The organism is Streptomyces sp. NPDC127119 (assembly GCF_042677425.1).
Classification (GTDB): domain Bacteria; phylum Actinomycetota; class Actinomycetes; order Streptomycetales; family Streptomycetaceae; genus Streptomyces.
Genome location: NZ_JBHXTO010000134.1, coordinates 1 through 25,421 on the forward strand (window position 1 = coordinate 1; position 25,421 = coordinate 25,421).

The 25,421-nt window shown below is 71.0% G+C and carries 20 protein-coding genes and 1 riboswitch; of the genes, 3 read left to right on the forward strand and 17 right to left on the reverse strand.

Features of this window, described 5'->3' with window-relative positions; translation table 11 throughout:
• Nucleotides 1-151: 151 nt before the first annotated feature.
• The 8 genes from ACFVH5_RS35765 to ACFVH5_RS35800 form a co-directional block, all read right to left on the reverse strand.
• Nucleotides 152-1,537, reverse strand: coding sequence for an NAD(P)/FAD-dependent oxidoreductase (locus tag ACFVH5_RS35765; protein WP_366788086.1), 1,386 nt, complete (start codon nucleotides 1,535-1,537; stop codon nucleotides 152-154).
• A 460-nt stretch (nucleotides 1,538-1,997) separates the two neighbouring features.
• Entirely contained in the window at nucleotides 1,998-2,942 is a 945-nt protein-coding gene (locus tag ACFVH5_RS35770) for an exopolyphosphatase (protein WP_385837862.1), read from the reverse strand.
• Between the two features lie 241 nt (nucleotides 2,943-3,183).
• Nucleotides 3,184-3,705, reverse strand: coding sequence for a DUF501 domain-containing protein (locus tag ACFVH5_RS35775; RefSeq protein ID WP_385837845.1), 522 nt, complete (start codon nucleotides 3,703-3,705; stop codon nucleotides 3,184-3,186).
• A 29-nt stretch (nucleotides 3,706-3,734) separates the two neighbouring features.
• On the reverse strand, nucleotides 3,735-4,211 hold the full coding sequence (locus ACFVH5_RS35780) for a septum formation initiator family protein (RefSeq protein ID WP_107015644.1): 477 nt from the start codon (nucleotides 4,209-4,211) through the stop codon (nucleotides 3,735-3,737).
• Between the two features lie 90 nt (nucleotides 4,212-4,301).
• Complete coding sequence (eno, locus tag ACFVH5_RS35785; RefSeq protein WP_384810512.1) at nucleotides 4,302-5,588, reverse strand: phosphopyruvate hydratase; 1,287 nt, start codon at nucleotides 5,586-5,588, stop codon at nucleotides 4,302-4,304.
• A gap of 483 nt (nucleotides 5,589-6,071) precedes the next feature.
• Nucleotides 6,072-6,782 (reverse strand): transglycosylase family protein, encoded by a 711-nt coding sequence (locus ACFVH5_RS35790; protein ID WP_385837846.1) that lies wholly within the window; start codon nucleotides 6,780-6,782, stop codon nucleotides 6,072-6,074.
• 4 nt (nucleotides 6,783-6,786) lie between these two features.
• Nucleotides 6,787-6,957: riboswitch (cyclic di-AMP (ydaO/yuaA leader) on the reverse strand.
• A gap of 218 nt (nucleotides 6,958-7,175) precedes the next feature.
• On the reverse strand, nucleotides 7,176-8,078 hold the full coding sequence (locus ACFVH5_RS35795) for a transglycosylase family protein (RefSeq protein ID WP_385837847.1): 903 nt from the start codon (nucleotides 8,076-8,078) through the stop codon (nucleotides 7,176-7,178).
• 229 nt (nucleotides 8,079-8,307) lie between these two features.
• A complete protein-coding gene (locus tag ACFVH5_RS35800; protein WP_385837848.1) occupies nucleotides 8,308-9,603 on the reverse strand; it encodes a cytochrome P450 in 1,296 nt (431 codons plus the stop codon).
• Nucleotides 9,604-9,774: 171 nt separating this feature from the next.
• On the opposite strand from ACFVH5_RS35800, the gene ACFVH5_RS35805 reads away from it, so the two are divergent.
• Nucleotides 9,775-10,995 carry a globin domain-containing protein gene (locus ACFVH5_RS35805; protein WP_385837849.1) on the forward strand — a complete coding sequence of 407 codons (1,221 nt, stop codon included), beginning with the start codon at nucleotides 9,775-9,777 and terminating at the stop codon, nucleotides 10,993-10,995.
• A 109-nt stretch (nucleotides 10,996-11,104) separates the two neighbouring features.
• On the opposite strand, the gene ACFVH5_RS35810 is transcribed toward ACFVH5_RS35805, so the two are convergent.
• The 5 genes from ACFVH5_RS35810 to ACFVH5_RS35830 all read right to left on the reverse strand — a co-directional run bounded on the left by ACFVH5_RS35810 (nucleotide 11,105) and on the right by ACFVH5_RS35830 (nucleotide 17,255).
• On the reverse strand, nucleotides 11,105-12,091 hold the full coding sequence (locus ACFVH5_RS35810; protein ID WP_385837851.1) for a nucleoside triphosphate pyrophosphohydrolase: 987 nt from the start codon (nucleotides 12,089-12,091) through the stop codon (nucleotides 11,105-11,107).
• 59 nt (nucleotides 12,092-12,150) lie between these two features.
• Nucleotides 12,151-12,798 (reverse strand): SurA N-terminal domain-containing protein, encoded by a 648-nt coding sequence (locus tag ACFVH5_RS35815; RefSeq protein WP_385837852.1) that lies wholly within the window; start codon nucleotides 12,796-12,798, stop codon nucleotides 12,151-12,153.
• A 139-nt stretch (nucleotides 12,799-12,937) separates the two neighbouring features.
• A complete protein-coding gene (locus tag ACFVH5_RS35820; protein ID WP_384810600.1) occupies nucleotides 12,938-14,419 on the reverse strand; it encodes a protein kinase in 1,482 nt (493 codons plus the stop codon).
• A 38-nt stretch (nucleotides 14,420-14,457) separates the two neighbouring features.
• On the reverse strand, nucleotides 14,458-15,057 hold the full coding sequence (locus tag ACFVH5_RS35825) for a hypothetical protein (protein ID WP_385837853.1): 600 nt from the start codon (nucleotides 15,055-15,057) through the stop codon (nucleotides 14,458-14,460).
• 143 nt (nucleotides 15,058-15,200) lie between these two features.
• Nucleotides 15,201-17,255 carry an N-6 DNA methylase gene (locus ACFVH5_RS35830; RefSeq protein ID WP_385837854.1) on the reverse strand — a complete coding sequence of 685 codons (2,055 nt, stop codon included), beginning with the start codon at nucleotides 17,253-17,255 and terminating at the stop codon, nucleotides 15,201-15,203.
• A 210-nt stretch (nucleotides 17,256-17,465) separates the two neighbouring features.
• Here ACFVH5_RS35830 and ACFVH5_RS35835 point away from each other — a divergent pair, with 210 nt between their 5' ends.
• Together ACFVH5_RS35835 and ACFVH5_RS35840 are read left to right on the forward strand one after the other, a co-directional pair.
• A complete protein-coding gene (locus ACFVH5_RS35835; RefSeq protein WP_385837855.1) occupies nucleotides 17,466-18,191 on the forward strand; it encodes a hypothetical protein in 726 nt (241 codons plus the stop codon).
• Between the two features lie 70 nt (nucleotides 18,192-18,261).
• Nucleotides 18,262-19,008 (forward strand): hypothetical protein, encoded by a 747-nt coding sequence (locus ACFVH5_RS35840; protein WP_385837856.1) that lies wholly within the window; start codon nucleotides 18,262-18,264, stop codon nucleotides 19,006-19,008.
• Nucleotides 19,009-19,160: 152 nt separating this feature from the next.
• Here ACFVH5_RS35840 and ACFVH5_RS35845 read toward each other — a convergent pair whose 3' ends face one another.
• The 4 genes from ACFVH5_RS35845 to mfd form a co-directional block, all read right to left on the reverse strand.
• On the reverse strand, nucleotides 19,161-19,904 hold the full coding sequence (locus ACFVH5_RS35845) for an N-acetyltransferase (protein ID WP_385837857.1): 744 nt from the start codon (nucleotides 19,902-19,904) through the stop codon (nucleotides 19,161-19,163).
• A 168-nt stretch (nucleotides 19,905-20,072) separates the two neighbouring features.
• Nucleotides 20,073-20,810, reverse strand: a complete 738-nt coding sequence (locus tag ACFVH5_RS35850) for an HNH endonuclease family protein (RefSeq protein ID WP_385837859.1) — start codon at nucleotides 20,808-20,810, stop codon at nucleotides 20,073-20,075.
• A 201-nt stretch (nucleotides 20,811-21,011) separates the two neighbouring features.
• A complete protein-coding gene (locus tag ACFVH5_RS35855) occupies nucleotides 21,012-21,170 on the reverse strand; it encodes a hypothetical protein (protein ID WP_385837860.1) in 159 nt (52 codons plus the stop codon).
• Nucleotides 21,171-21,557: 387 nt separating this feature from the next.
• A complete protein-coding gene (gene mfd / locus ACFVH5_RS35860) occupies nucleotides 21,558-25,118 on the reverse strand; it encodes a transcription-repair coupling factor (RefSeq protein ID WP_385837861.1) in 3,561 nt (1,186 codons plus the stop codon).
• Between the last annotated feature and the right edge of the window lie 303 nt (nucleotides 25,119-25,421).

Here is a 25,421-nt window from a genome sequence, read left to right on the forward strand (position 1 = left end):
GGGACAAAGGGGGCGAGGGGCGCAGCCCCATGTGTGGACGGGAACGGGTAGGGGCGGCGGGGGCGAGGACTAAACGCCGAAGGGACCCCCCGCACCACGGATGGCGGGGAGCCCCTTCGGAGCAAACTGATCAGACGGTGGTGACCGGAGGTCAGGAGGCCTTCGCCTTCTCCTCCGTCTTCGCGACAGCAGCCGGCGCAGGCGCCGGCTTCGCCGCCTCGTAGAACTCCTCGCGAGGAGTCTCCATCGCACCGAGCGAGACGACCTCACGCTTCAGGAACACGGCCAGCGTCCAGTCCGCGAAGACCCGGATCTTCCGGTTCCAGGTCGGCATGGCCAGCCCGTGGTACCCACGGTGCATGTACCAGGCCAGCCGCCCCTTGAGCTTGATCTTCATCTTGCCCACGACGATGAACGCGACGCCCTTGTGCAGCCCGAGCCCGGCGACCGCACCCTTGTTGGCGTGGCTGTACTCCTTCTGCGGGAAGCCCCGCATACCGGAGATCACGTTGTCACCGAGGACCCGCGCCTGACGCAGCGCGTGCTGGGCGTTCGGCGGGCACCAGGCGTTCTCGTTGCCGGCCTTGCGGCCGACGAGGTCCGGCACCTGGGCGTTGTCGCCGGCGGACCAGATGTAGTCCGTGCCCTGCACCTGGAGGGTCGTCCCGGTGTCCACGTGACCACGGGGGCCGAGCGGCAGGCCGAAGCGGGAGAGCACCGGGTTCGGCTTGACGCCGGCCGTCCACACGATCGTGCTGGAGTCGACCTCGAGGCCGTTCTTCAGGACCACGTGGCCGTCGACGCAGGAGTCCATGGAGGTGGAGAGGTAGACCTCGACCCCACGTCCTTCGAGGTGCTCCTTGCCGTACTGGCCGAGCTTGGGGCCGACCTCGGGAAGGATCTTGTCGGCGGCGTCGACGAGGATGAAGCGCATGTCCTCGCGCGAGACGTTGTTGTAGTACTTGGCCGCGTCCCGGGCCATGTCCTCGACCTCGCCGATGGTCTCCGCGCCTGCGAAGCCACCGCCGACGAAGACGAAGGTCAGCGCCTTGCGGCGGACGTCCTCGTCGGTCGTGGAGTCGGCCTTGTCGAGCTGCTCAAGGACGTGGTTGCGCAGGCCGATGGCCTCCTCGATGCCCTTCATGCCGATGCCCTGTTCGGCGAGGCCGGGGATCGGGAAGGTGCGGGAGACCGCGCCCATCGCGATGACGAGGTAGTCGAAGGGCAGCTCGTACGCCTCGCCCACGAGGGGGGCGATCGTGGCGACCTTGCGGTCCTGGTCGATGGTCGTGACCCGGCCGGTGAGGACTTCCGCCTTGGGCAGCACGCGTCGCAGCGGGACGACGACGTGCCGAGGCGAGATGCTGCCTGCGGCTGCTTCGGGGAGGAAGGGCTGGTAGGTCATGTACGACCGGGGGTCGACGACCGTGACGGTCGCCTCGCCGTAGCGCATCTTCTTGAGGATGCGCCGAGCTGCGTACAGGCCTACGTACCCACCGCCTACTACGAGGATCCTGGGACGCTCCGTGGTGCTCATGCCATCGAGTATCCACCCGCCCCAGGGGGGTCGCTCGTGCGCCCCTTCACAAGCTCCTTCACACCCTCTGTTACACTGCGCGGCTCACGTGACCCAGGTCATGTTCCGGCAGGGGAACCAGCGCACGTCGCGACCCGTTGTCAATGCCGCCTGAGCTGCCACTTGGACCCATTCGCACCCCTGGACCAGCCCCCCTCTTCATACGATCGCAGCACCCCCGAAACACCCCGTTGATCATGCGTCGGGGGCTGCCGGAGGCCCTGGAGTACCCGGAGGGAGCAAAACCTCCCTCAACAGGGCCGATTCTCTTGTGAAGAACTTCACGAAGTTTCTCGCGCGCCTGCCGCGAAGGTCGTTTCCAGACCCCTTCCAGGCCCCTCAACTGCGCTCATACGTCACCGATTCCGCTCAGCCGAGGCCGCCGGGGTATGGCTGGAGGGGGCCTCGGCCTGGGCCCGGTTCAGGCCAGCGACCATCCGATGCCGTCCAGGATGTCGTGTTCGCTCACCACTACCTCCCGCGCGCCGGTTCGTTCCATGATCGCGAGGAGTACGAGGGCGCCGGCGCCGATGACGTCCACGCGGCCCGGATGCATCGAGGGGATCGCCGCGCGCTCGGCGTGCGTGGCGGCCAGCAGGCGCTCGGTGATCTCACGGACCCGGTCGACGGAGACCCGCGAGTGGTGGATGGCCTCGGAGTCGTACTCCGCGAGCTCCAGGGCGATCGCCGCGACGGTGGTGACGGAACCGGCCAGTCCGACCAGCGTGCGGGCCTCCCGCAGGGGCACGGACTCCTCGGCAAGGTCGAGGGCCGCCTCGATGTCGGCGCGGATCGCCCGGACCTGCTCCTCGGTCGGCGGGTCGGTGACCTCGCCGTCCCGGACGAGGTGGCGTTCCGTCATCCGTACGCAGCCGATGTCCACCGAGCAGGCGCCGCGCACGTGGTCGTCGCCGACGACGAACTCCGTGGAGCCGCCGCCGATGTCCACCACGAGGTAGGGCTTGGCCAGGTCGTCACGGCCCGTCAGTTCCTTCGTGGCGCCCGTGAACGAGAACTCGGCCTCCTGGTCGCCGGAGATGACCTCGGGCTCCACGCCCAGGATGTCGAGGACACCGCGCACGAAGTCGTCGCGGTTCTCGGCGTCGCGGGAGGCGGAGGTGGCCACGAAGCGCAGGCGCTCCGCGCCGTGCTCCTTGATGACCTCGGCGTACTCGCGGCAGGCCGCGAAGGTGCGCTCCAGGGCCTCGGGGGCGAGGCGGCCCGTGCGGTCGACGCCCTGTCCGAGACGGACGATCGTCATGCGGCGGTCGAGGTCGACGAGTTCGCCGGTGTCGGGGTCCGCGTCCGCGACGAGGAGGCGGATGGAGTTGGTGCCGCAGTCGACGGCGGCGACGCGAGTCTTGATGGTGATCTCCTGTAACCAGTCGTTCGTCCCGCTCAGGGGCTCCGCCCCCGAACCCCCCGTCGCGCAGTTCCCCGCGCCCCTTTAAAAGACTGCGCCGTTCCCCGCGCCCCTAAAGACTGCGCCGTTCCCCGCGCCCCTGAAAGGCGGGGCTGCGCCCCGGCCCTGGCATTCAGGGGCGCGGGGAACTGCGCGGCCCGCCCCCGCCGGCCCGCAGGCGACGACGCGCCCCGAACCGGCCGGTTCACCCTGCCGTCGGCACGACACAAGCCCCCTTGCGCCACCACTCCGGCAGCATCGCGATCGCCTCGTCCCCCAGGGGGTTCACCCCCGGCCCGGCGGCCAGCGAGTGCCCGACCAGGACGTGCAGGCACTTCACCCGGTCCGGCATCCCGCCGGCGCTGGGAAACCCTTCGAGCACCTCGATGGAGTCACGGCGCGCGATGTAGTCCTCGTGCGCGGCCCGGTACGCCTTGGCGAGTTCGGGGTCCGTGGCGAGACGGTCCGTCATCTCCTTCATGACGCCGTTCGCCTCCAGCGTGCCGATGGCGGAGGCCGCACGCGGGCACGTCAGGTAGTACGTCGTCGGGAACGGCGTCCCGTCGGGAAGCCGGGGGGCCGTCTCGACGACGTCCGGCTGCCCGCACGGACAGCGGTGCGCGATCGCGCGCAACCCGCGCGGCGGACGCCCGAGCTGCTGCTTGAAGGCCTCGACGTCGGCGTCGGTGGGCTCGGTGCGCGGTGTGGGCGGCGGGGGCGTTTCCATGCCTTGGCTCTGTGTCCTTCTGGTTCAGTTCACTGGTCGGAGGCGTCGGCCTTGTCGACGCCGTCCCAGACGTTGGCGTACCAGGCCCGGTCGGCGGCCGTCCGGTCCGTACGCGTCTTCTTCGCCGCGTCGGGGTCGATCACGATGAAGCCGGTCTCGCCCGGCATCACGTAGTGCAGCCGTTCCCGGATGCGCTGCTCGGCGTACGCGTCGTCCTGCCAGCGCGCCTTGAGGTCGCGCAGCTCCTCGACGCGTTCGCGGGCCTGTTCGCGCTCGCGCTGCAGGTCGGCGACCTCGGCACGCTGGGAGACGTACTGCCTTATGGGATAGGCGAGGGCCACGACGAGCGAGCAGAGTACGAGGGCGAGAAGCGCCGCACGGCCGGTCAGCCGCGAGCGGCGCGCCTGGCGTTTGGTCTGGGAGCGGTAGACGCGGGCGGCGGTCTGCTCACCGAGCACCCGCAGCCTGGTCGCGGTGGAGAACCGGTCACGGTCCTTCACGGCCATCTGTCCCGCCTCCCCGATACGTACGTACGTCCCCGCACACGGTACGGGACCGGGTACGGGGACGTACGTACGACGCTGCCTACGAGGGTGTCAGCCCTTGAAGCGGGGGAAGGCCGAGCGGCCCGCGTACACCGCGGCGTCGTCGAGGATCTCCTCGATGCGCAGCAGCTGGTTGTACTTGGCGACGCGGTCCGAGCGGGCCGGGGCGCCGGTCTTGATCTGGCCGCAGTTCACCGCGACCGCGAGGTCGGCGATGGTGACGTCCTCGGTCTCGCCGGAGCGGTGGGACATCATGCACTTGAAGCCGTTGCGCTGGGCCATCTCGACGGCGTCCAGGGTCTCGGTCAGCGAACCGATCTGGTTGACCTTGACCAGCAGGGCGTTGGCGGAGCCCTCCTCGATGCCACGGGCGAGGCGCTCGGGGTTGGTGACGAAGAGGTCGTCGCCGACGATCTGGACCTTGGCGCCCAGCTTCTCGGTGATGACGTTCCAGCCGGCCCAGTCGTCCTCGTACAGCGGGTCCTCGATGGAGACCAGCGGGTACGCGGCGACGAGCTCCTCGTAGTACTCGGTCATCTCGGCGGCCGAGCGGGACTTGCCCTCGAACTCGTACTTGCCGTCCTTGTAGAACTCGGACGCGGCGACGTCCAGCGCGAGGGCGACCTGCTCGCCGGGGGTGTAGCCGGCTTCCTTGATGGCTTCGACGATGAGGTCGAGGGCCTCGCGGTTGGAGCCGAGGTTCGGGGCGAAGCCGCCCTCGTCGCCGAGGCCGGTGGACAGGCCGCGGCTCTTCAGGACCTTCTTGAGGGTGTGGTAGACCTCGGCGCCCCAGCGCACGGCCTCGGAGAAGGACTCCGCGCCGATCGGCGCGATCATGAACTCCTGGATGTCGACGTTCGAGTCGGCGTGCGACCCGCCGTTCAGGATGTTCATCATCGGGACGGGCAGCAGGTGCGCGTTCGGTCCGCCCAGGTAGCGGAAGAGCGGCAGGTCGCTGGCCTCGGAGGCGGCGTGCGCGACGGCGAGGGAGACGCCGAGGATGGCGTTCGCGCCGAGCGAGCCCTTGTTGTCGGTGGCGTCGAGGTCGATCATCGCCTGGTCGATGAGGCGCTGCTCGGTGGCGTCGTAGCCGACGAGCTCCGGGCCGATCTGCTCGATGACGGCGAGGACGGCCTTCTCGACACCCTTGCCGAGGTAGCGGTTGGGGTCTCCGTCACGGAGCTCGACTGCTTCGAAGGCACCGGTGGAGGCACCGGACGGAACGGCGGCACGACCCGTGCTGCCGTCGTCGAGGCCGACCTCGACCTCGACCGTGGGGTTGCCTCGGGAGTCCAGGATTTCCCGGGCTACGACGACGTCGATGGACGGCACGAGCATCTCCTTCTGGGATGTGACACAAGCTGTGCCGGGCCGGAGGCCCGGTTGCGCGCAGGCCGTGGTGGCCCCGCGGGATGAGCCTAACCGGCTGCCGGGGATCGGCCAGCCCTCGACCGCCCCCTGGACAGAACCGAGAGGAAATTGTTTCCGAACGGAACAAAGACACGGGCAGAAAGAACAGGCAGAAAGAACAGCGCAAAAAAGCCCCGCCCCGGTGCGTACGGGGGAACACGCACCGGAGCGGGGAGCCCGTGGGGGACGGGGGTGGCCCTCACGAGGCCTCCACTATGAAGGACACGGATGTGAGGGCGCTGTGGTTCAGTCGCGATTCGGATGTGGGCCGGACGTCCGGTCGAGGCCGAGCGGCCAGTGCCTCGACCGGAGGTGATGTCCGCGGTGATGCCCGCGGTCATGTCCGGGCCGCCGAAGCGGGGACGCGACCGATGAACCGCCGAGGGCGGGCCGGCCGTGGTGCGGCCGCCGTCAGCTGAGGTGCAGCTGCTGACCCGGGAAGATGAAGTCGGCGTCGTCGACGATGTCGTCGTTGAGCTTGTACAGCTTCGCCCAGCCGCCCTTGACCTTCTCCTTCGCGGCGATCTCGCTGAGGGTGTCGCCCTTGACGACCTTGTACTCGCCGTCGCCCTTCTTGACCTTCTTGCCGGTCGGGGTCTCGACGGTCTTCTTCGCCGCCGGACGCTCCTGCGAACGCGAGGCGCGCTCCTCGGAGGACTGCGAGTTCTGCTGCTGCTGCGGCTGCGTGGTGCTCTGGCCGGAGCCGCTGGAGCTGTCGGAGCCCGACGGGGCGGTGGAGCCACCGGTCGAGGCGCCGGACAGGCCCACGCCACAGCTCGGCCAGGCACCCTTGCCCTGGCTCGCGAGAACCTTCTCGGCGACGGCTATCTGCTGGGACTTGGACGCCTGGTCGGCGGTGGAGGCGTACGAGCTGCCGCCGTACGCGGCCCAGGTGGAGGACGAGAACTGCAGGCCGCCGTAGTAGCCGTTGCCGGTGTTGATCGACCAGTTGCCGCCGGACTCGCACTGCGCGACGGTGTCCCACTCGGAGGTGGTGGCGGCGGAGGCTCCCGTGGCGCCCATCAGCGGGACGGCGACGGCGGCGGTGGTGACACCGGCCAGCGTGGCGATGCGGGTGGCCTTGGACGGGCGACGGTGCTTGCCCTTGCTCGAAAGCAGCATGAAGTGATCCCCTCACCGACGCCTGCGAGGTGAGCTGTCGGGTTCGGGCCGAGTGAGTTGCCCGGCCGCGCGACACTGCTGTCACGCGGCTTAACCCCAAGCCGTACCCGGTCTCGACGACCGGCTCCGGCACTTACCTTGGGTCCCCCGCTCCTGCCTACGGCGCTTTACGCGACGACTGTTCCCGTACGGCCGTTGGCAGGATTCGGCGTGCGACCGTCGGGGCTCACCAATGGCGAGCGGTCACGACCGTAGACACGGGCCGCGCCGAATTTCAAAGACGATCAGGGGTGTTGAGATCCATGTCTCAATTCGCCAAATCGGACATTCAGCGCGAACTACCGCTGCTTTTCGCCCGATTCGGCGCCTTGATCACTACTTGCTCAGTGCCGCTCAGCCGTCGACCGCGATGCGCTGACCGGGGATGATGAAGTCCGGGTCGGAGCCGATGCTGTCCTTGTTCGCGGCGTAGAGCTCGCTCCACCCGCCGTCGATGCCAAGGGAGTCGGCGATGCTGGAGAGGCTGTCGCCGGAACGGACCGCGTACGAGCCTTCGTCGGCGAGGACGCGTGAGGTGCTGTCGCTGCGCGAGGCGTGCCGGCCGGCGTAGTCGTCGGCGCGGGGGGCCATGTCGACCTCTTCGGCACTGCCTCCCCGGTGGCGGCCGGAGCTGTCCGCGGCCTCGTCGGCCGAAGCGTCGTCGTTCTGGGACGACTTGTCCGAGTCGTCACCCTTCGCCTTGGTATCGGCGGACGAGCTGTCCGTTCTCTGTGACTCCGAGGAGGAGTCGTCGTCGGACTTCGCGTCGGAGTCCGTGGACGAGTCGGACTTCGCGCTGTCACTCCCCTTTGCCGTACCGGCGTCGGCCGACGGGCTCGTGGCGTCCTCTGCGAGGCCCGTGTCGACGTCGGCGGAGCCGGAGTCCTGCGTCAGACCGGCGACGAGACCGCAGGTCACCCAGGCGCTCGTCCCCTGGCTGGCGAGGATCTTCTCGGCGACGGCTATCTGCTGCGAACGGCTGGCCTGGTCGGCGCTCGGCGCGTAGTCGAGGCCGCCGTTCTGCTCCCAGGTCTCCTGGCTCATCTGGAGTCCGCCGTAGAGCCCGTTGCCCGTGTCGGCGCTCCATGAGCCGCCGCTCTCGCACTCGGCGACCGCGTCCCAGGTCGTACCGCTGGCGGCACTCGCGCCGCTCGCACCGAGCAGGGGGATCGCGATGGCCGATCCGGCCACGCCGGCGGCGACGAGGAGCGCCGGGGCCTGGCGGGGGCGACGATGACGGCCGTTCCCGGAGAGCATGCGATTGCCTTTCGCGTGACAGCAAGGAATACGCACGGGGCACGACGGAAAGCCGTGCTCGTGACTGCTGCGACGGGCGGACCTGCCGCATTGATGGGTGAACGTAGCGGCACTCGAACTCTTGTCACAAGTCGGTGCAGCGTAGATAACGTGAAGATCACAGAGTTGACGGAGTCTCACCTTCCGTTGCCTTCGGTGCTACCGCCTCCATGGCTTCGGTCGACTTCCGTCAAGACTTCGCGACCGGGGTGAACTCCACCGGAAGCGTGCGCAATCCACGCATGATGAGCCCGCCACGCCACCTCAAATCGGCTGAATCTCCCGCGAGTTGCAGGTCGGGCAGCCGGGTCAGCAGCGCGGCCAGCGCGGTCTGGCCCTCCAGCCGGGCGAGGGGCGCGCCGAGGCAGTAGTGGATGCCGTGGCCGTAACCGAGGTGTTGGTTGTCACGGCGGGAGAGGTCGAGCGTGTCCGGGTCCTCGAACCGGTCGGGGTCGCGGTCGGCCGCCGCGAGCACGACGAGTACGGGGTCACCGGCGGCGATGTCCTGCCCGCCGACGCTGAGCGGTTCGGTGGCGAACCGCCAGGTGGCCAGCTCCACGGGCCCGTCGTAGCGGAGCAGTTCCTCCACGCCGGTCGCGAGCAGGTCCGGGTGGCCGGCCGCGAGGGACTCCTGCAGCCGCTGCCGCTGGCCGGGGTGGGTGAGCAGGGCGTAGGTGCCGTTCCCGATGAGGTTCACGGTTGTCTCGAAACCGGCGAACAGGAGGATGAAGGCCATCGCCGCGGCCTCGTTCTCGCTGAGGTGCTCGCCGTGGTCGGAGGCCCGGATGAGGCCGGAGATCAGGTCCTCGCCCGGCGCGGGCACGTCCGTGAGTTCCTGGCGCTTGCGGTGGATCAGCTCGGCGAGGTAGCCGCGCATCTTCTTGACCGACCGGGCGACACCGCCCCGGGGCCCGCCCCCGTGTCTGATCATCATCCCGGCCCAGTCGCGGAAGTCGTCCTGGTCCTCGCGCGGGACGCCGAGGAGGTCGCAGATCGCGTAGATGGGGAGCGGGAAGGCGAAATCGTGGATGAGGTCCGCCTCCCCCTTCCCGGCGAACCCGTCGATCAGCTGGTCCGTCAGTTCCTGTACGCGGGAACCGAATTCGGCCACCCGCCGGGGCGTGAACGCCTTGCTGACGAGCCGCCGCAGCCGGGTGTGGTCCGGCGGGTCGATGTTGAGCAGGTGCGTCATCAGCTCGGCTTTCCGCTCCCCCGGAATGCCGGTCCTGCCCTTCGCGTGCTCGGTCCCGTCGTGATGGGCGGGGTTCTTGCTGAGCCGGCCGTCGGCCAGTGCCTGCTTGGCGTCCGTGTAACGGGTGACGAGCCATGCCTCCACCCCGCTGGGCAGCTTCGTCCGATGCACGGGGGCGTGCTCACGGAGCCAGGCGTACGCCGGGTAGGGATCGGTGGCGAACTCCCAGCTGAAGAGTTCGGGGACGGGCTGCCCCGTGGTCGGCGCGGGCGGCTGTGCAGGCGTTTCGGTCACTCCTCGACGGTATCGGGAGGGGCGGCCCGCACCCGCGCGGCGTCCTGCCGGGCAGCGCCCGCCCTCCCGCGCCGACCGCGACCGTGACCGCCTTACGTATTTGATGACGGGCTGTCCCTAAATGTTCTCCCTCTTGACTGTCCGGCTCCCCCGCTCTCTACATTCGCGGGCGTGGACCCCGAAATACTCCGGACCAGTTTCGCGGTCGTCGAAAGGCGGGCCGAGTTCGCGCTCAAGTACTTCTACTCGCATCTGTTCTGGCACCACCCCGATGTCCGGGCCCTGTTCCCGCTGGACTCCCCCGCGGACAAGGAACGCCAGCGGGACCGGCTGTTCACCGCCCTGGCGCTCGTCGTCGCCCGCCTGGAGGGGCCGGGACTCCACGAGTACCTGCGGGAACTGGGGCGCGACCACCGGAAGTATCTCGCGCGCCCCGAGCACTACACGGCCGTGGGAGACAGCCTGATCGCCGCGTTCGCCGCCGTGTCCGGGTCGGCGTGGAACCCGGAGGTGGAGAAGGCCTGGGGTGAGGCGTACGCGCTGGTCACGGACGCCATGCTGGAGGGCGCGGACGAGTCGGAGAGCCAGGGGCAGCCGTCCTGGTGGGACGCCGAGGTCGTCGGCCGCACCGGGCTGCCGGGGAGCACCGGGGGCGGGGACGACCTCGCCGTGCTGACGCTCCGTCCGGACCGGCCCCTCCCTCATCTGCCGGGCCAGTACGTGAGTGTGGGCAGCCCCCGGGTCCCGGGAGTCTGGCGCCCGTACTCCGTCGGCAACGCGCCCCGCTGCGACGGCACGCTCGATCTGCACATCAGCCTCGTCGCGGGCGGCGCCCTGTCGCCCGAACTCGTCCGGCGCACCCGGGAGGGCGATGTCCTGCGGCTCGGCGCGCCGGGTGGGCGGCTGACGCTCCGTACGCCCGTGGAGCGGCCCCTCACCTTCATCGCGGCCGGTACCGGGTGGGCGCCGGTGAAGGCGCTGCTGGAGCAGTTGGGACGGGGGTCCGGCGCGTACGACGAGGCGCGGCTCTTCGTCGTCGCCCGCGATGTCGCGTACCTCTACGACCGGGCCGTGCTCGACGGGTTGCGCACGCGGCTGCCCTGGCTGGACGTCACCGTGCTCACGCCCGCGCCGGGGCGGCCGAAGGCCCAGGCCACGGAGCGGTTGCTGACGGCTCTGGGGAACCGGGCGAACTGGGCTCGGCACGATGTCTATCTGGCGGGGCCGCCGGGGTTGGTGTCGGGGATCTCCTCCGTGCTTGCCGGGCTCGGGGTGGAGCCGGGGCGGGTCTTTTGTGACGAACTCCCGACCACCGGGCCGGAACGGGACCGGGACGGGTGTCGGGCCCTTGGGCCCGGAGCGTGGCTGCTGCGGCGGCCCCAGCCGCGGTGACGCTCCGCTGGGGGTGGTGGTGTGTTGTCCGCGGGTCCGGTGGGGGCTGGTCGCGCAGTTCCCCGCGCCCCTTTGGGGCGCTGACCTGGAGGGGGTTGGAAAGGGACGGTCAGGACTCTGTCGCTCGTATGGCGTCCCGGTAGGAGCGAGCCGCTGCTCTCAGGGCTGCTTCCGGGTCCACGCCGGACTTCTCCGCCTGCGCTGCCAGGGCCAGGAGTTCGTAGCCGATGCCCTCGCCCTGGGGCAGGGGGGTGTCCAGGCCCGCCGTGCGGGCGCGGGAGACCAGTTTCGCGGCCAGTGCGAGGGCGGGCTGGCCCAGCGGGACGCCCTCCGTGACCGACGTCCGCTGCTTCTCCTCCGCCTTGGTGCGCAGCCAGTGCTCCTTGACCTCCTCGGGTGTGGAGGCGGTCTCGTCGCCGAACACATGCGGGTGGCGGTGGATCAGCTTGGTGACGATGCCGGCCGCGACGTCGTCGATGGAGAAGGGCTCCGAGCCGTCCTCCGGGCTGCCCTCCTCGGCGATCCGGGAGTGGAAGACGACCTGGAGCAGTACGTCGCCGAGCTCTTCGCGCAGCTCGTCCCGGTCGCCCTCCTCGATGGCCTCGACCAGTTCGTACGCCTCCTCGATGCCGTACTTGGCGAGGCCCTTGTGGGTCTGCTGCGACGACCAGGGGCATTCGAGGCGGATGCGGTCCATCACCTGGACGAGGTCGAGGAGGCGGGCGCCCGGGAGGTCGTACGAGGCGGGGAGCAGTTCGAGGTCGGGCATCTGGACGCGTCCCGTGCCGGCCAGCCGGGCCAGGCCGTCCGTCAGGCGCGGTTCGCCCTCGCCGGTGGCGACGACGGTGACCGTGTGTCCCCCGGCGCAGGCGTCGACCAGCTCCTGGGCGCCGGGCGCGGCCTCCTCGACCTGGATGCCCGCCTCGCGCAGATACGGCAGCTGCGGGTGGGCGCCGTCCGCGCACAGGACGCGGTCGGCGCCGTGCAGCGCCTGCCAGGCGGGCCAGGACAGGAGTCCGGGCGCGACACGGTGGCTGGTGGTGAGCAGGACGATGCGCCCGGGGCTGGATGCGTTCACCCCTCGAACGTAACCCACGCCACTGACATCGAGGTCACGTGCGCCGGACGGTACGGGCGCTCACAGGCCTTCGGCGGTCACGTCGTCTTCTGGCTCGCCGCCGCCGTGATGTCGCGCACCCACGGGAGCTTGTCGTCGACGCGGCTGCTCTTCTCGACGTCCCAGCTGCCGTACCGGGGGTTCAGGTCGACGTCCAGCTTCTTGGAGGCGTCGGACAGCGCCTTCCAGAAGGCCGGCTGGCTGGTGTCCGTGCCGAGCGCGGCAGCGAGCTTCTGGGCCTCGATCTGGACGCGGAGGTTGTCGTCGAGCCGCTCGGGCGGCACTCCGTACTGCTGGAGCCAGCTCACCTCCAGGGCCTTCGCGCCGCCGGCCTGCTGTTCCAGGCCGGTGCGGGCCTCCTGGATCTCCTTGCGGGTGACGCTCACGCCCGCGTCGTCGGCGGCCCGGTGCAGCACCCGGTCGAGGACCATGCCGTGCAGGGTGTCGCGGGTGAGGCCGCCGGACTTGGCGATGGCCTGCTCGTACTGCGCCTCACCCGTGGTGGCGGCCCGCTGCGCGGTCCGTACCTCGTTCACCCGGTTCTCCAGCTGGGAGACCGTGATGCGGTCGTCGCCGACGACGGCCGCGGCACCGGGATGCGCGTCGCTGCCACAGGCGGTCAGGAGGGGGGCCGCGGCGACGAGCGCGGCGGTGAGGAGGAACGCGGTGCGACGGCGGCGGTGCAAGGAAAACCTCCTGTAGGAGATTGTGCGACGGTGCACAAAGTCTTGCGGTGATCGATGTTAGGCAGGGGACCGGCTCTCGGCCACCCATTCGACCCAACGATTCGGCAGGACTTCGGGCACCGTCCCGGCGGCGCGCGGTTCAGCCGCGGACCTGTCCCAGCCACTGGAGGGTCCGGCCGATGTCGCCGACCAGCGGATGGCCGGGGCCCCGCAGCCGTTCGACGTCGTACTGGAGCCGGGCCAGCGTGTCGTGGGCGGCGGCCCGGTCGCCGAGCGCGAGAAGCAGATGGCCGATGCGTCGGCGTACCTCGAAGGACAGTTCGGCGTCCTGCGCGACGTACTGGTTCTCGTAGTACGGCAGCAGCGCGCGGTACTCGGCGAGTGCCGCCGCCGGTTCGCCGAGCTGTTCGAGGCACTGGGCGGCCTCGTAACGGAAGCGCAGGGACTGCGGGTCGGCCTGGCCGGCCTCGGTGGCCCGTTCGTCGGCGAGGCGGCGCAGTTCGGGCAGGGCGCGGCGGTACTGGCCGTCGTCCATCAGCGTGGCCGCGTACTGCTTGCGCAGGGTGCGCACGACCGGTGAGTGCTCGCCGTGCTGGGCGGCGGCGGCCGGGAGTATCTGGCCGAGGATGTCGACGGCCTGCGTGATGCGGCCCTCGCCGAGGAGCCGCTTGACCTCGTCGACGGCTCCCGCGACGTCCGGCTTCTCGACGGCGGGCGCGGCCTGCGGCTGCGCCGCGGGGGTGCGGGCGCGGTCCGGCCAGGGGGCGTGCGGACGCAGAAAGGGGCGCGTGGGGTCGAGCGGCCCGCCGGACGGGATCCCGCGCGCGGGGAGCAGCGGCAACAACTGCTCGTACGTCTCCTGCGCGGAGTCGGGGCGGTGCTGCGGGTCCTTGGAGAGCAGCCGCAGGACGAGGGCTTCGAGCGCCTCGGGCACCTCGGGGCGCAGCCGGCGGACCGGCAGGGGCGGCTCGTAGAGGTGGCGGTGCAGCACGCCGAGGGCGGTCGATCCCGAGAACGGCACGTCCCCGCTGAGGAGTTCGTGCAGCAGCACCCCGAGCGCGTACAGATCGGTGTACGGGCCGACCGCGCCGCCCATCGCCTGCTCGGGCGCCATGTAGGCGGGCGATCCGATGGGTGAGCCGGTGTGCGTGAGGCGGGTGGTGTCGGTGTCCATCACGGACGCGACGCCGAGGTCGAGGACGGTGACCGTGCCGTCCTGCTTGATCATCACGTTCCGCGGTTTGAGGTCGCGGTGCACGATCGGCACGGCGTGCACGGCGGAGAGCACGGCGCACAGTTGCGCGGCGACCGAGACGGCCCACTGCCAGGGGTAGGGGTCGTGCTCGGCGAGATGGTCGGAGAGGTCGGCCCCGTCGACGTACTGCATGACGAGGAACAGCTCCTCGCCCTCGCTGCCCGCGTCATGGACCGTGACCAGACCGGGGTGGTCGACCTGCGCGGTCACGCGGCACTCGCGCACGAAGCGGCGGCGCAGTTCGTCGGCCTCCTGGCCCGCGACCTTGTCGGGCCGCAGCAGCTTGACGGCGACGCGCCGGTCCAGACGCTGGTCGTAGGCCGTCCACACCTGGCCCATGCCGCCCTGCCCGATGAGCGTGGACAGTTCGTAGCGGCCGGTGATCACCCGTCCCGACGCCACGGTCACCTGCCGTCCTCGTGCTTGCGGAGATAGTCACTCAGCTCGTCGAGCTCGGCGCGCACCTGGTCGATACGGGCGGGCGCGGGGCGCTGCGGCGGCGGGGTCGGGGTCGGCGTGGAGTTCGGGGGCCTGGGGATCGGGGCCATCTGCGGCACCGGCGTGTGCGGACCGGCCGCGGCGCTGTACGGCTGCTGAGGCTGCGGGTAGCCGTAGGCCTGCGCCGGGAGCCGGTGTGCGGCGTACGCCTGATAGGCGTATCCCAGTGCGTGGAAGTGGCGGATCTCCGCCGCGAGGTAGTACGAGATCACGGGCACGAGGGAGCCCAGGAGCAGGGCCAGGCCCGTCCAGCCGCCCGGCGTGTGGATCTCCTCGCCGGGCTCGGTGCCGAGCAGGACGAGACCGAGGGCCTCGGCCGCGAAAGTGGCCACCAACAGGCCCCAGTCGAGCGATTTACGGGTCACGAGCGCCAGACGCAGCATCATCACCCAGCCGAGCAGGCCGAAGCTGCAGACGGAGACCACCACGAAGAGCACGCGCAGGGAGACCAGCACCCCGGTCGAGGGTGGCGGCTTCACCGGCTGCGCCTGGCCGTGGCCTTGCATGGTTGCTCCTGGAGGCCTGATGGGGACGGACGGAAGTACGGACGTACACGTGCGGAGTCCGAGCGTATAGGCCGACAAGGACAACTGGTCCAGGGTTGTACCGAACCGTTGTCGTGCTGGTCACCGCGTCCGTCCCACGGGCCTCAGCCGGGCTCGACCGTGCCGTCCGTCAGACCGTCGTACATGCCCCGGACCAGCTGCTCCCCGAGCCGTCCCGCGAGCCGCAAGGTCTCCTCGAACTCGGCGAGCGCGCGGAACCGTTCGCCGTAGACACGCTGCTGCGCCAGGGGCAGCCGGGGCAGTTGGAGACGGCGGACGTCGAGCCGGGTCGCGGTGGACGCGTAGCTGCTGGCCTGGCGGTTGTTGGCGGTGCCCCGCAGGAAACCGGCGAGGAACCACGGGTCGAGCGCGGCCGGGTCGGGCCGCAGCAGCGCGAGGTTGCGGCCGAGGGCCGCGCCCGCGGTCGCCCCGTCGACCACGCGCGCGATGGAGCCGCCGCCCAGCACGGGCACGACGACGTCCCCCGCCTCGGTGAGCACGGCCTCCTCGTCGCTCTCGGGCAGCGTCCCGGACGGCGCCGCACCGGCCAGCACGTCATGGTCGGTGAGCACGGGCACGCGCGCGTGCCCGCCGCTGCCTCCCGTACGCAGCTGGAGCGCACCCCCGCGGGCGAGTTCACCGATCGTGGTGAGCGGCCAGCGGACGGGCGCGCGCGGAGCGGCGGGCGGCGGGGTGAGGCGGTCGGTCAGCCGGAGGGTCTCGCCCAGGCCGTCGCGCACGTCGGCCAGTCGCTCCGCGCCGCCGCCGGCCGCGGAGGGCGGCAGATGGCGGGCCGGGGCCAGGTCGACGTCGTCGTCGAGGAGTTCGATGACCGGCACGCAGCGGCTGAGGCCCGGCTCCTCGGGCACGGTGCCGGTCCGGTCGAAGGGGCGCCAGGCGTCGAGGACGGCGGTGCGCACGGCCTGCCAGTCGAGGCCTCCGCGGCTGTCCGCGGTGTACACACCCGTGTCGGCGAGGAGCACCTCGGGCTGCGTGGCCTGCGCGCCGACGGCGGGCTTGCGCAGCACCCACAGGTGCAGGGGGAGGTTGTACGGGGGTGCCGCGCCCGGCGGCAGGGCGATCACCGCGCGCAGGGCGCCGCGGCGCAGCAGATCGGCGCGGATACGGCGGCCGGAGCGGCGGGACGCGGCGGCGGGCGGCATCAGGAGGACGGCGACGCCGCCTTCCCTGAGGCGGGCCAACGCGTGCTGCACCCAGGCCAGTTCCGACTCGGTGCGGGCCGGGAAGCCGTACTCCCAGCGGGGGTCGTAGGCCAGTTCGTCGTGCCCCCAGTTGCGCTCGTTGAACGGCGGGTGGCACACGACGGCGTCGGCTCTGAGGCTGTCGTACGCGTCCTCGCGCAGGCTGTCGGCGGCGGCGGTGCGGACGACCGCGCGGGTGTGGAGGGCGAGGCGCAGTGCCGTCAGGGCCGCCAGCTCGGGTGCGCTGTCCTGGCCGTTGAGGTGCTGCTCCCCGGGGGCGGGCGTGCCCTGTGCGGCGGCCACCGCGCGCAGCAGGGCGCCGGTGCCGCAGGCCGGGTCGAGGACGGTGGTGGCCGGTCCGGCGAGGTCGGCCATGAGGGCGGCGAGGCCGGGCGGCGTGAGCGTGTACTGGCGGGGGTTCGCGTCGAGGTGCCTGCCGAGCAGGAACTCGTACGCCTTGCGCGCGTCCAGTTCGGCGGCGAGTTCGGCCGCGGCGCGCAACAGCGGTGCGGAGGAGCGCAGTCGGTCGGCGGTCGGTGTGGCGACGGCCCGTTTGCGGATCGCGCCGAAGCGCGGGGTGAGGACCTGGTCGAGGGGCGCGGGCAGCAGCTCGGCGAGGCGGTCGTCGGAGCCGGCGCTCACCTCCAGCCAGACGGTGGGCCGGTCGTGGACGAGCAGGAGGGCGCAGCCGACGTGGATCAGTGCGGTGACGGGGCCCTGCGGGTGTCCGGCGACCTGCTGCCAGACGCGCTCGCGCAGGGGGACCTCGGCCAGTTTGCCCTGGGCGCGCAGCCAGTCCTCGATCTCGGTGAGCGCGAAGGAGGGGCTGGTCTCGGTGCCGCCGACGGGCTTGGGGAAGTCGGCGTGGCGGCGGCGCCAGTTGCTGACGGCTGCGCGGCCGACTCCGGCGAGCCGGGCGATCCCGGCCGCGGTGACCTCTGTCCCGTTCTCCTGCACCCGCTCGGCTCCCCTCGTCCGGTGTGTGACGTCCGTCTGGTGTGTGGCGCCGATCATAGCGACGTAGGCAAGGTCTACCCATTCACGGCCGTGTACACAGCCATCTTCGTGAATCGTGTTGACTCGGTTCACAAGCTCTGCTGTGATTGACCCATCGGATGAACGACCGCCGGGTGAAGGCGGTCGTCAGCCTCTGGGGAGGGGACTGTCATGGGCGCCAAGGGAAAGATCGCGCTGGGGGTTGTCGTGAGCGTCGTCGTCATCGGCGCGGTGTCGGCGAACGCGGGCGACGACGGCGACAGCGGCTCCGGGAACGGCAAGGGCTCCTCCGCCTCCGCCGGGCGCGAGTCCGGCAAGAAGGCCGAGGGCGACGCAGGTTCGGACACGGACACGAAGAGCGACACCAAGGCCGGCAAGGCGGCGGAGCCGAAGAAGAGAGCGGCGTTCGAGGGGGACGGCGACTTCCAGGTCGGCACCGACGTACAGCCCGGCACCTACCGCACCACCGGCAACGCCGACGCCCTCTGCTACTGGGAGCGCTCCAAGGACGCCTCGGGCGAGATGGACTCGATCCTCGCCAACGACAACGTCAGCGGCACCAGCTACGTGACGATCCTGAAGAGCGACAAGCTCTTCAAGTCGAGCGGCTGCGAGGACTGGGAGGCCGTGGACGCGAAGGCGTCCGGCACCCCGGCCACGGCGATCAAGGGCGACGGCGGGATGCACAGGGTGGGCGCCGACATCGCCCCCGGCACCTACCGCTCCACCGGCAACACGGACGACCTCTGTTACTGGGAGCGCACCAAGGACTCCTCCCACTCGATGGAGTCGATCATCGCGAACAACAACGTGTCCGGCTCGGCCGTCGTGACCGTCGCCGCCGGGGACGCGTACTTCAAGACCTCGGGCTGCAAGGACTGGAAGAAGACGGGCTGACGCCCCGCCCCCTCCCCTCCCTCCCTCACCCCACCACCACCGCTCCACCTCGACTTCGAAGGAAACCGTCATGCGTCGCACCGCACTTGCCGCCCTCTGCCTCGCCGCCGCGGCCACCGCCTCGCTCACCGGCTGCCTGCCCGGCGAGGACAAGGCCGACAGCAAGCCGAAGGGCCCCTTCGCCGGGCTGACCGGCGGCGAGATCGCCGACCGGGCCGTGAAGGCCACCTCGAACGCCTCGTCGCTGCGCATGAAGGGCGACATCATGGACGACGACGGCAGCCGCATCGACCTCGACATGGCCCTCGACAAGAAGGGCCGGTGCGCCGGCACGATGAGCGCCGACGGCCAGGGCGAGGCCCAGCTGATGATGAACGGCGACACCCTCTACATGAAGTACGACGAGGAGTTCCTCCGCGCCCAGGACGAGGACGCGCCGAAGGAGGAGACCGACGGCGTGGTGGCCATGCTGGCCGGCAAGTGGACCAAGATGTCCGCGAAGGGCGCGGACGCCAAGGACATCGCCGGCTTCTGCGACCTCGACACCGTCCTCGCGGACTTCGAGGACGTCAGCTCCGACGCCACCCGCGGCAAGGCGGCCACGGTCGACGGCACCCCGGCGATCGTCCTGCACGAGAAGGACGGCAAGGACACGTACACACTGTCCGTCGCCACCGAGGGCAAGCCCTACCTGCTGAAGGTCGTCAGCAGGTCCGCCAAGGACCCGGGCACGATCACCTTCAGCGACTTCGACACGCCGGTCCCCGCCGAGACCCCCAAGGGGAAGATCCTCGACCTGGACGCGCTGGGCGGCTGAGGGCCACGGAGGCCCGGCGCGAAAGCCCGGCGGGAGAAGCCGGCGGGGCGTGTCCACGGGGGGCACGCCCCGTCGGGCATGCCCGGGTGCCGGAACGGTTCCGCGCACGCCCCAGCCGGTTCCGCGCACGCCTCAGGTTCCGCGCGCGCGTCTCAAAGAACGTGCCGCACCCACACGTTGGGCTCGACGTACACCGCGTACCCGAGCGCCGGCTCGCAGTACACCGGCACCAGCGCGCCGGGCACCTCGACCCGGCCCTCCTTGTCGAACGGCAGCCCCGTCCACTCCCGCCACTCGTCCAGCGACGCGGCGACGGTCATCGACGCCGGAGCCACCGCCTCGATGCGCCCGCCCGCCCGGACATGGACCCGCAGCCACGGATCGTGCGGCAGCCCGTCCTCACGCGTCCGGAACGCGTACTCCTCCATCGCCGCCCACGGCTCCCGGTGCTTCGCGCTCGGCCGCACCGGTGCGACGACCTCGCCGAAGCCCTTGGCCCGGGCGTTGTCACGCATCGCCGAGAGCATCCGCGCCGACAGGCCGGTGCCCTGGGCGTGCGGGGCGACGACGATCGAGACGGCGCTCACCGTGTCGGGCACGACGCCCTGGCGCAGGTCCCCGAACGCCCACACCACCACCTCGTCCCAGCCCCGCGCCGGCAGCGCGCCCGGCCCCTCGTCCCCGAGGGCGAACGGCACGCTGTAGGCGTGCGCGACCACCTCGCCGCTCCCGTCCTCGGCGAACAGCACGTACTCCGGCAGTTCCCTGGCGATCCGGCCGTAGTGCGCGTTGCCGACGAGGTCGTTGCGGACGAACTCCGGCCAGGTGTCGGCCATCCCCGTCACCGCGTCGTACATCTCCGGACGCTCGGCGAGGCTCGCGATTCTCAGCACCATGCCGAACACGGTAGGCACCGCACCGGCCCCGGTGAAACCGCTTTTCCGGCACGGAGCCGCCCCGCGCGGAACCCGTACGAAGCCGGCCCGGAGCCCTGCCGGAACCCCTACCGCGACGCCCCCGTCAACTCGCTGCCAGCTCGCTGCCGGCCCACTGCCGGCCCGTTGTCAGTTCGCGTGGAACCGGCTCGGCGCCTTTGTCGGCGTGCCACCCGTGGGGAGCTTCTGCCCCGGGCACCCGGACAGCACCTTCTTCATCGCGGCCTTCTCCGCGTCGGTGACCCACAGCTCGTACTTCTTCTTCACGGCCACCTGCCGGGCCACGTACGTGCAGCGGTACGCCTTGTGCGGCGGGAGCCAGGTCGCGGTGTCCCCGTCACCCTTGCTGCGGTTGCGTCCGGCGTCGACGGCGAGGAGGTTCAACGGGTCGTTGGCCAGTGCTATCCGCTTGCTCGCGTCCCATTTCCCGGCGCCCTTCTGCCAGGCGTCCGACAGGGCGACGAGATGGTCTATGTCGACCTCGCTGCGTCCGCCGCGTACGAAGGTGACGTCCTTGTCGGTGTACGGGTCGGGGTCGAGCCTCCCCGATTTCACGCTGCAGTCGCCGTCGCTGAACTTCACCTCCTTCAGGTCGCGTTTGAGGATGTCGTCGCGGGTGTCGCAGCCGTTCGAATCGGTGTCCGCCCAGGCGGTGCCGAACTTGTCGCGGTCGTACCCCGTCTTGGGTGCCCTCCCCTTGACGGTCAGTGAGTCGACCGCGGTGAGGGCGGCTCCGCCCGCGCCCGCCGGCTCCTGAGGTCCGGCGGCACCGGTCGTCTCCGCGGTACAGCCGGTCGCGGCGATCAGCAGAACCGCGACCCCTGCGGTCCTGGTCCAGAACGTCACGGGCGCTCCTTCGTCTTGCATGCCCTGCCCGCCCCGAGGGGGCGGTCTTCCGTCATCTCACCGTACTGGCCCGACGGTTGGGAGAGAACGGCGTGAAAGGTACTTATGGTGACTTTGGTGAGCAAGTGGCGCACAACCGGCGTGACGGAGGTGGTGAGACACCCTCAGCCCGCGGTGAGTCGCCCTCGGCTCCCGGAGACCGGCTGTCCCGGATCGCGCCCCTCACACCTTTCCGATCCCCAGCGTCGTCTCCGACGGCAGCAGCCCCGATCCGAGCACCGCGACCCGGAACTCACCGAGCAGATCGGCGAGTCGGCCGGTGGCGCCGGGTCCCGGCGCCCGCCATGGCACGACGGCCAGCTCGTCGGTCTGCCGCTCCACCTCCGCGAGAACGACCTGGAGCCGACGACCGCGAGAGCCCTGGCGGGCGAGAGCCTGCGCAACGCGGTCTCCGCCGTTCCCGCGGAGGGCCCGGGGGGGGCGACGCCCGTCTCGCGGGCATCGCCACCTGGTCCCTGGCCCACGGCTTCGCGACGCTCCTCCTGAGCCACGACCTGAACGGCCCGGTGGGCGACCAGGACCCGGAGGAGGTGTTCCACGCGCTGACGGGGCTGCTCTTCAGGTCCACGTGACACCGGCCCACCGGCCGACCCACCAGCACCTCAAGCCCTCAGTCCCTCAGTCCCTCAGGCCAGTCCGGCCCTCAGGCCAGTCCGGCCCTCAGACCCTCAGCCCGATCAGCCCTCAGCGAGCCGTGGAGGTGACCCGCTACGACCCCAGGATCGAAGCCAAGAACTCCCCGGTCCATCCCAGCAACTCCCGGCCGACCAGCGGCTTTCCGCCGACCTTCGCCGTCTTCGGGCGCGGGACCAGTACCTGGTGGGCGGACGGCTTGACGACGGTGCCCGGGTACAGGCGCTGGAGGCGGAGTTCCTGCGACTCCCGCAACTCCACCGGGGCGAACCGGATGTTGTTGCCCTGGAGGACGACCTCGCCGACCCCGCACGCGCGCGCGAGCATCCGCAGTCCGGCCACCAGGAGCAGGTTCTCCACCGGCTCGGGCAGCTTCCCGTACCGGTCGACGAGTTCCTCGCGTACGGCCTTGATGTCGTCCTCGGAGTTGACCGAGGCGATCGAGCGGTAGGCCTGCAGGCGCAGCCGTTCGCCCGGCGCGTAGTCGTGCGGGACGTGCGCGTCGACCGGGAGCTCGATCTTGACCTCCAAGGGCGCCTCCTCGACGACACCGCCCTCCATGGAGGCGCGGTAGTCCGCGACCGCCTCGCCCACCATGCGTACGTACAGGTCGAAGCCGACTCCGGCGATGTGGCCCGACTGCTCGCCGCCCAGCAGGTTTCCGGCGCCGCGGATCTCCAGGTCCTTCATGGCCACGTACATGCCCGCGCCCATCTCCGTGTGCTGGGCGATGGTCGCGAGGCGTTCGTGGGCCGTCTCCGTGAGCGGCTTCTCCGGCGGGTAGAGGAAGTAGGCGTACCCGCGCTCGCGGCCACGCCCCACCCGGCCGCGCAGCTGGTGCAGTTGCGAGAGGCCGAAGTTGTCGCCGCGCTCCACGATCAGCGTGTTCGCGTTCGAGATGTCGATGCCCGACTCGACGATCGTCGTGGAGACGAGGACGTCGAACTTCTTCTCCCAGAAGTCGACGACGACCTGCTCCAGGGCCTGTTCGGACATCTGGCCGTGGGCGGTCGCGATCCGCGCCTCCGGCACGATCTCGCGCAGCCGCGCCGCGGCCCGGTCGATCGACTCGACGCGGTTGTGGATGTAGAAGACCTGGCCCTCCCGCAGCAGCTCCCTGCGGACGGCGGCGCCGATCTGCTTCTGCTCGTAGGGGCCGACGAAGGTCAGGACCGGGTGCCGCTCCTCCGGCGGGGTGGTGATCGTCGACATCTCCCTGATGCCCGTCACCGCCATCTCCAGGGTGCGCGGGATCGGGGTGGCGGACATGGTCAGTACGTCCACGTTCGCGCGCAGCTTCTTCAGCTGCTCCTTGTGCTCGACGCCGAACCGCTGCTCCTCGTCGACGACGACAAGACCCAGGTCCTTGAACTTGGTCTCCGAGGAGAACAGGCGGTGGGTGCCGATGACCACGTCCACGGAGCCCTCCCGCAGCCCCTCCAGGGTGGCCTTCGCCTCGGTGTCGGACTGGAAGCGCGACAGGGCCCGTACGTTGACGGGGAACTGCGAGTAGCGCTCGCTGAACGTCCCGAAGTGCTGCTGCACCAGCAGGGTCGTGGGCACGAGGACGGCGACCTGTTTGCCGTCCTGGACCGCCTTGAAGGCCGCGCGGACCGCGATCTCCGTCTTGCCGTAACCGACGTCGCCGCAGATCAGGCGGTCCATGGGGACCGTCTTCTCCATGTCGTCCTTGACCTCGGCGATGGTCGTGAGCTGGTCGGGCGTCTCGGTGTACGGGAACGCGTCCTCCAGCTCGCGCTGCCAGGGCGTGTCGGCGCCGAAGGCGTGGCCGGGGGCCGCCATCCGGGCCGAGTACAGCCTGATCAGGTCCGCCGCGATCTCCTTGACGGCCTTCTTGGCGCGCGCCTTGGTCTTCGTCCAGTCGGCGCCGCCCAGGCGGTGCATGGTCGGGGCCTCGCCGCCGACGTACTTGGTGATCTGTTCCAGCTGGTCCGTGGGGATGTACAGGCGGTCGCCGGGCTGGCCGCGTTTGGCGGGCGCGTACTCGACGACCAGGTACTCGCGGGTCGCGCTCTGCACGGTCCGCTGGACCATCTCGATGTAGCGGCCGACGCCGTGCTGCTCGTGGACGATGTAGTCGCCCGTCTCCAGCGTCAGCGGGTCGATGGTCTTCCTGCGGCGGGCCGGCATCCGGGCGCCGTCCTTGCCGGCGGCCTTCTGCCCGGTGAGGTCGGTCTCGGTGAGGACGGCGAGTCTGAGCACCGGGTCGACGAACCCGTAGTCGATCGAGCCGCAGGACACCTGCACGACCGAGGGGGCCAGCGCGCCGAGGTCCGACTCCAGGCGGGCCGCGATGCCCTCGCCGCCCAGCACCTCGACCGTACGGGCCGCCGGGCCGTGCGCCTCGGTGACGAAGACCGTGCGCCAGCCGTCCGCGAGCCAGCCCTTGGTGTCGGCGAGGGCCTTCGCGGTGTCGCCGCGGTAGGTCTCGGGGGCGTGCATCCCGAGCTTCAGCGTGTCCGCGTCACCCGCGGCGTCGTCCGCGAACGTCTCCGTCAGTGCTTCGTCCGCCGCGAACTGCGACACCGACCACCACATCATGTCCAGCTCACGGGCCCGCTCCCGGACGTCCGCGATGGACCACAGGGAGGCCGCGTCGACGTCGATGGGGGCCTCGCCGCCGCCCGCCGTCGCCGCCCAGGACGCCTGCAGGAACTCCTGCGAGGTCGCCACCAGGTCGGAGGCGCGCGTACGCACCCGCTCCGGGTCGCACACCAGGGCCATGGAGCCCTTGGGCAGTACGTCGATCAGCAGCTCCATGTCGTCGACGAGGACCGGAGCGAGGGATTCCATGCCCTCGACCGCGATGCCCTCGGCGATCTTGCCGAGCAGCTCGCCCAGCTCGGGATGCTCCTCCGCGAGCGCCGCCGCCTTGGCCCGTACGTCGTCCGTGAGCAGCAGTTCACGGCAGGGCGGCGCCCACAGTCCGTGCTCGGCGACCTCGAGGGACCGCTGGTCGGCGACCTTGAAGTAGCGGATCTCCTCGACGTCGTCGCCCCAGAACTCCACGCGCAGCGGATGCTCCTCGGTGGGCGGGAAGACGTCCAGGATCCCGCCGCGTACGGCGAACTCGCCGCGCTTCTCCACCAGCTCCACCCGGGCGTACGCCGCTGCCGCCAGGCCCTTCACGATGTCACCGAGGTCGGCGCTCTGGCCGGTCCGCAGGGCGACGGGCTCCAGGTCGCCCAGGCCCTTGACCTGGGGCTGGAGGACCGAGCGCACGGGGGCCACCACCACGGAGACGGGGCCGGTCTCCGGGTCGTCGGGGCGCGGGTGGGCGAGCCTGCGCAGGACGGCGATCCGGCGGCCCACGGTGTCGCTGCGCGGCGACAGGCGCTCGTGCGGCAGCGTCTCCCAGGACGGGTACTCCACGACGGTGTCGGCGGGCAGCAGTGAGCGCAGGGCCGCCGCCAGGTCCTCGGCCTCGCGGCCGGTGGCGGTGACCGCCAGGACCGTGCGGCCGGCCTCCCTGGCCAGGGCCGCCACCGCGAAGGGCCTGGCGGCGGGTGGGCCGACCAGGTCCACGTGCATGCGGTTGCCGTCGCCGGCGGCCTTCACCGCTTCGGTGAGTGCGGCGTCCTTGACGACGGCGTCGAGCAGACCGTGCAGGCTCATGAAGGGGTTTCCGTCCGAGGAGCTGAGGGGGGTGGGAGGGGTGGGTGGGTGGCGTGGGCAACGCGAGCCGCCCGACACGTCTGACGGGCCGGGGGTGTCCAGGGTACGACGCCGGGGTCCTCCCCGCCCGCCCCTGTGGACAGAGGGCCCTTTCCTCGCCCCCGCCGCCCCTACCCGTCCCGTCCACTCATGGGGGCTCCGCCCCCTCGCCCCCCTTTGCGCAGTTCCCCGCGCCCCTGGGGGGGTGAGGGTGGGGGTAGAGGGGAGAGTGCGGAAGGTGGGCGGGGGAAGGGCGGGCGCGGG

Bases quoted from the DNA above. Each gene is read 5' to 3' on its own strand.
- ACFVH5_RS35765 (WP_366788086.1), bottom strand. From the start codon at position 1,537: ATGAGCACCACGGAGCGTCCCAGGATCCTCGTAGTAGGCGGTGGGTAC.
- ACFVH5_RS35775 (WP_385837845.1), bottom strand. From the start codon at position 3,705: ATGGAAACGCCCCCGCCGCCCACACCGCGCACCGAGCCCACCGACGCC.
- ACFVH5_RS35780 (WP_107015644.1), bottom strand. From the start codon at position 4,211: ATGGCCGTGAAGGACCGTGACCGGTTCTCCACCGCGACCAGGCTGCGG.
- eno (WP_384810512.1), bottom strand. From the start codon at position 5,588: ATGCTCGTGCCGTCCATCGACGTCGTCGTAGCCCGGGAAATCCTGGAC.
- ACFVH5_RS35790 (WP_385837846.1), bottom strand. From the start codon at position 6,782: ATGCTGCTTTCGAGCAAGGGCAAGCACCGTCGCCCGTCCAAGGCCACC.
- ACFVH5_RS35795 (WP_385837847.1), bottom strand. From the start codon at position 8,078: ATGCTCTCCGGGAACGGCCGTCATCGTCGCCCCCGCCAGGCCCCGGCG.
- ACFVH5_RS35825 (WP_385837853.1), bottom strand. From the start codon at position 15,057: ATGCAAGGCCACGGCCAGGCGCAGCCGGTGAAGCCGCCACCCTCGACC.
- ACFVH5_RS35835 (WP_385837855.1), top strand. From the start codon at position 17,466: ATGGGCGCCAAGGGAAAGATCGCGCTGGGGGTTGTCGTGAGCGTCGTC.
- ACFVH5_RS35840 (WP_385837856.1), top strand. From the start codon at position 18,262: ATGCGTCGCACCGCACTTGCCGCCCTCTGCCTCGCCGCCGCGGCCACC.
- ACFVH5_RS35845 (WP_385837857.1), bottom strand. From the start codon at position 19,904: ATGGTGCTGAGAATCGCGAGCCTCGCCGAGCGTCCGGAGATGTACGAC.
- ACFVH5_RS35850 (WP_385837859.1), bottom strand. From the start codon at position 20,810: ATGCAAGACGAAGGAGCGCCCGTGACGTTCTGGACCAGGACCGCAGGG.
- mfd (WP_385837861.1), bottom strand. From the start codon at position 25,118: ATGAGCCTGCACGGTCTGCTCGACGCCGTCGTCAAGGACGCCGCACTC.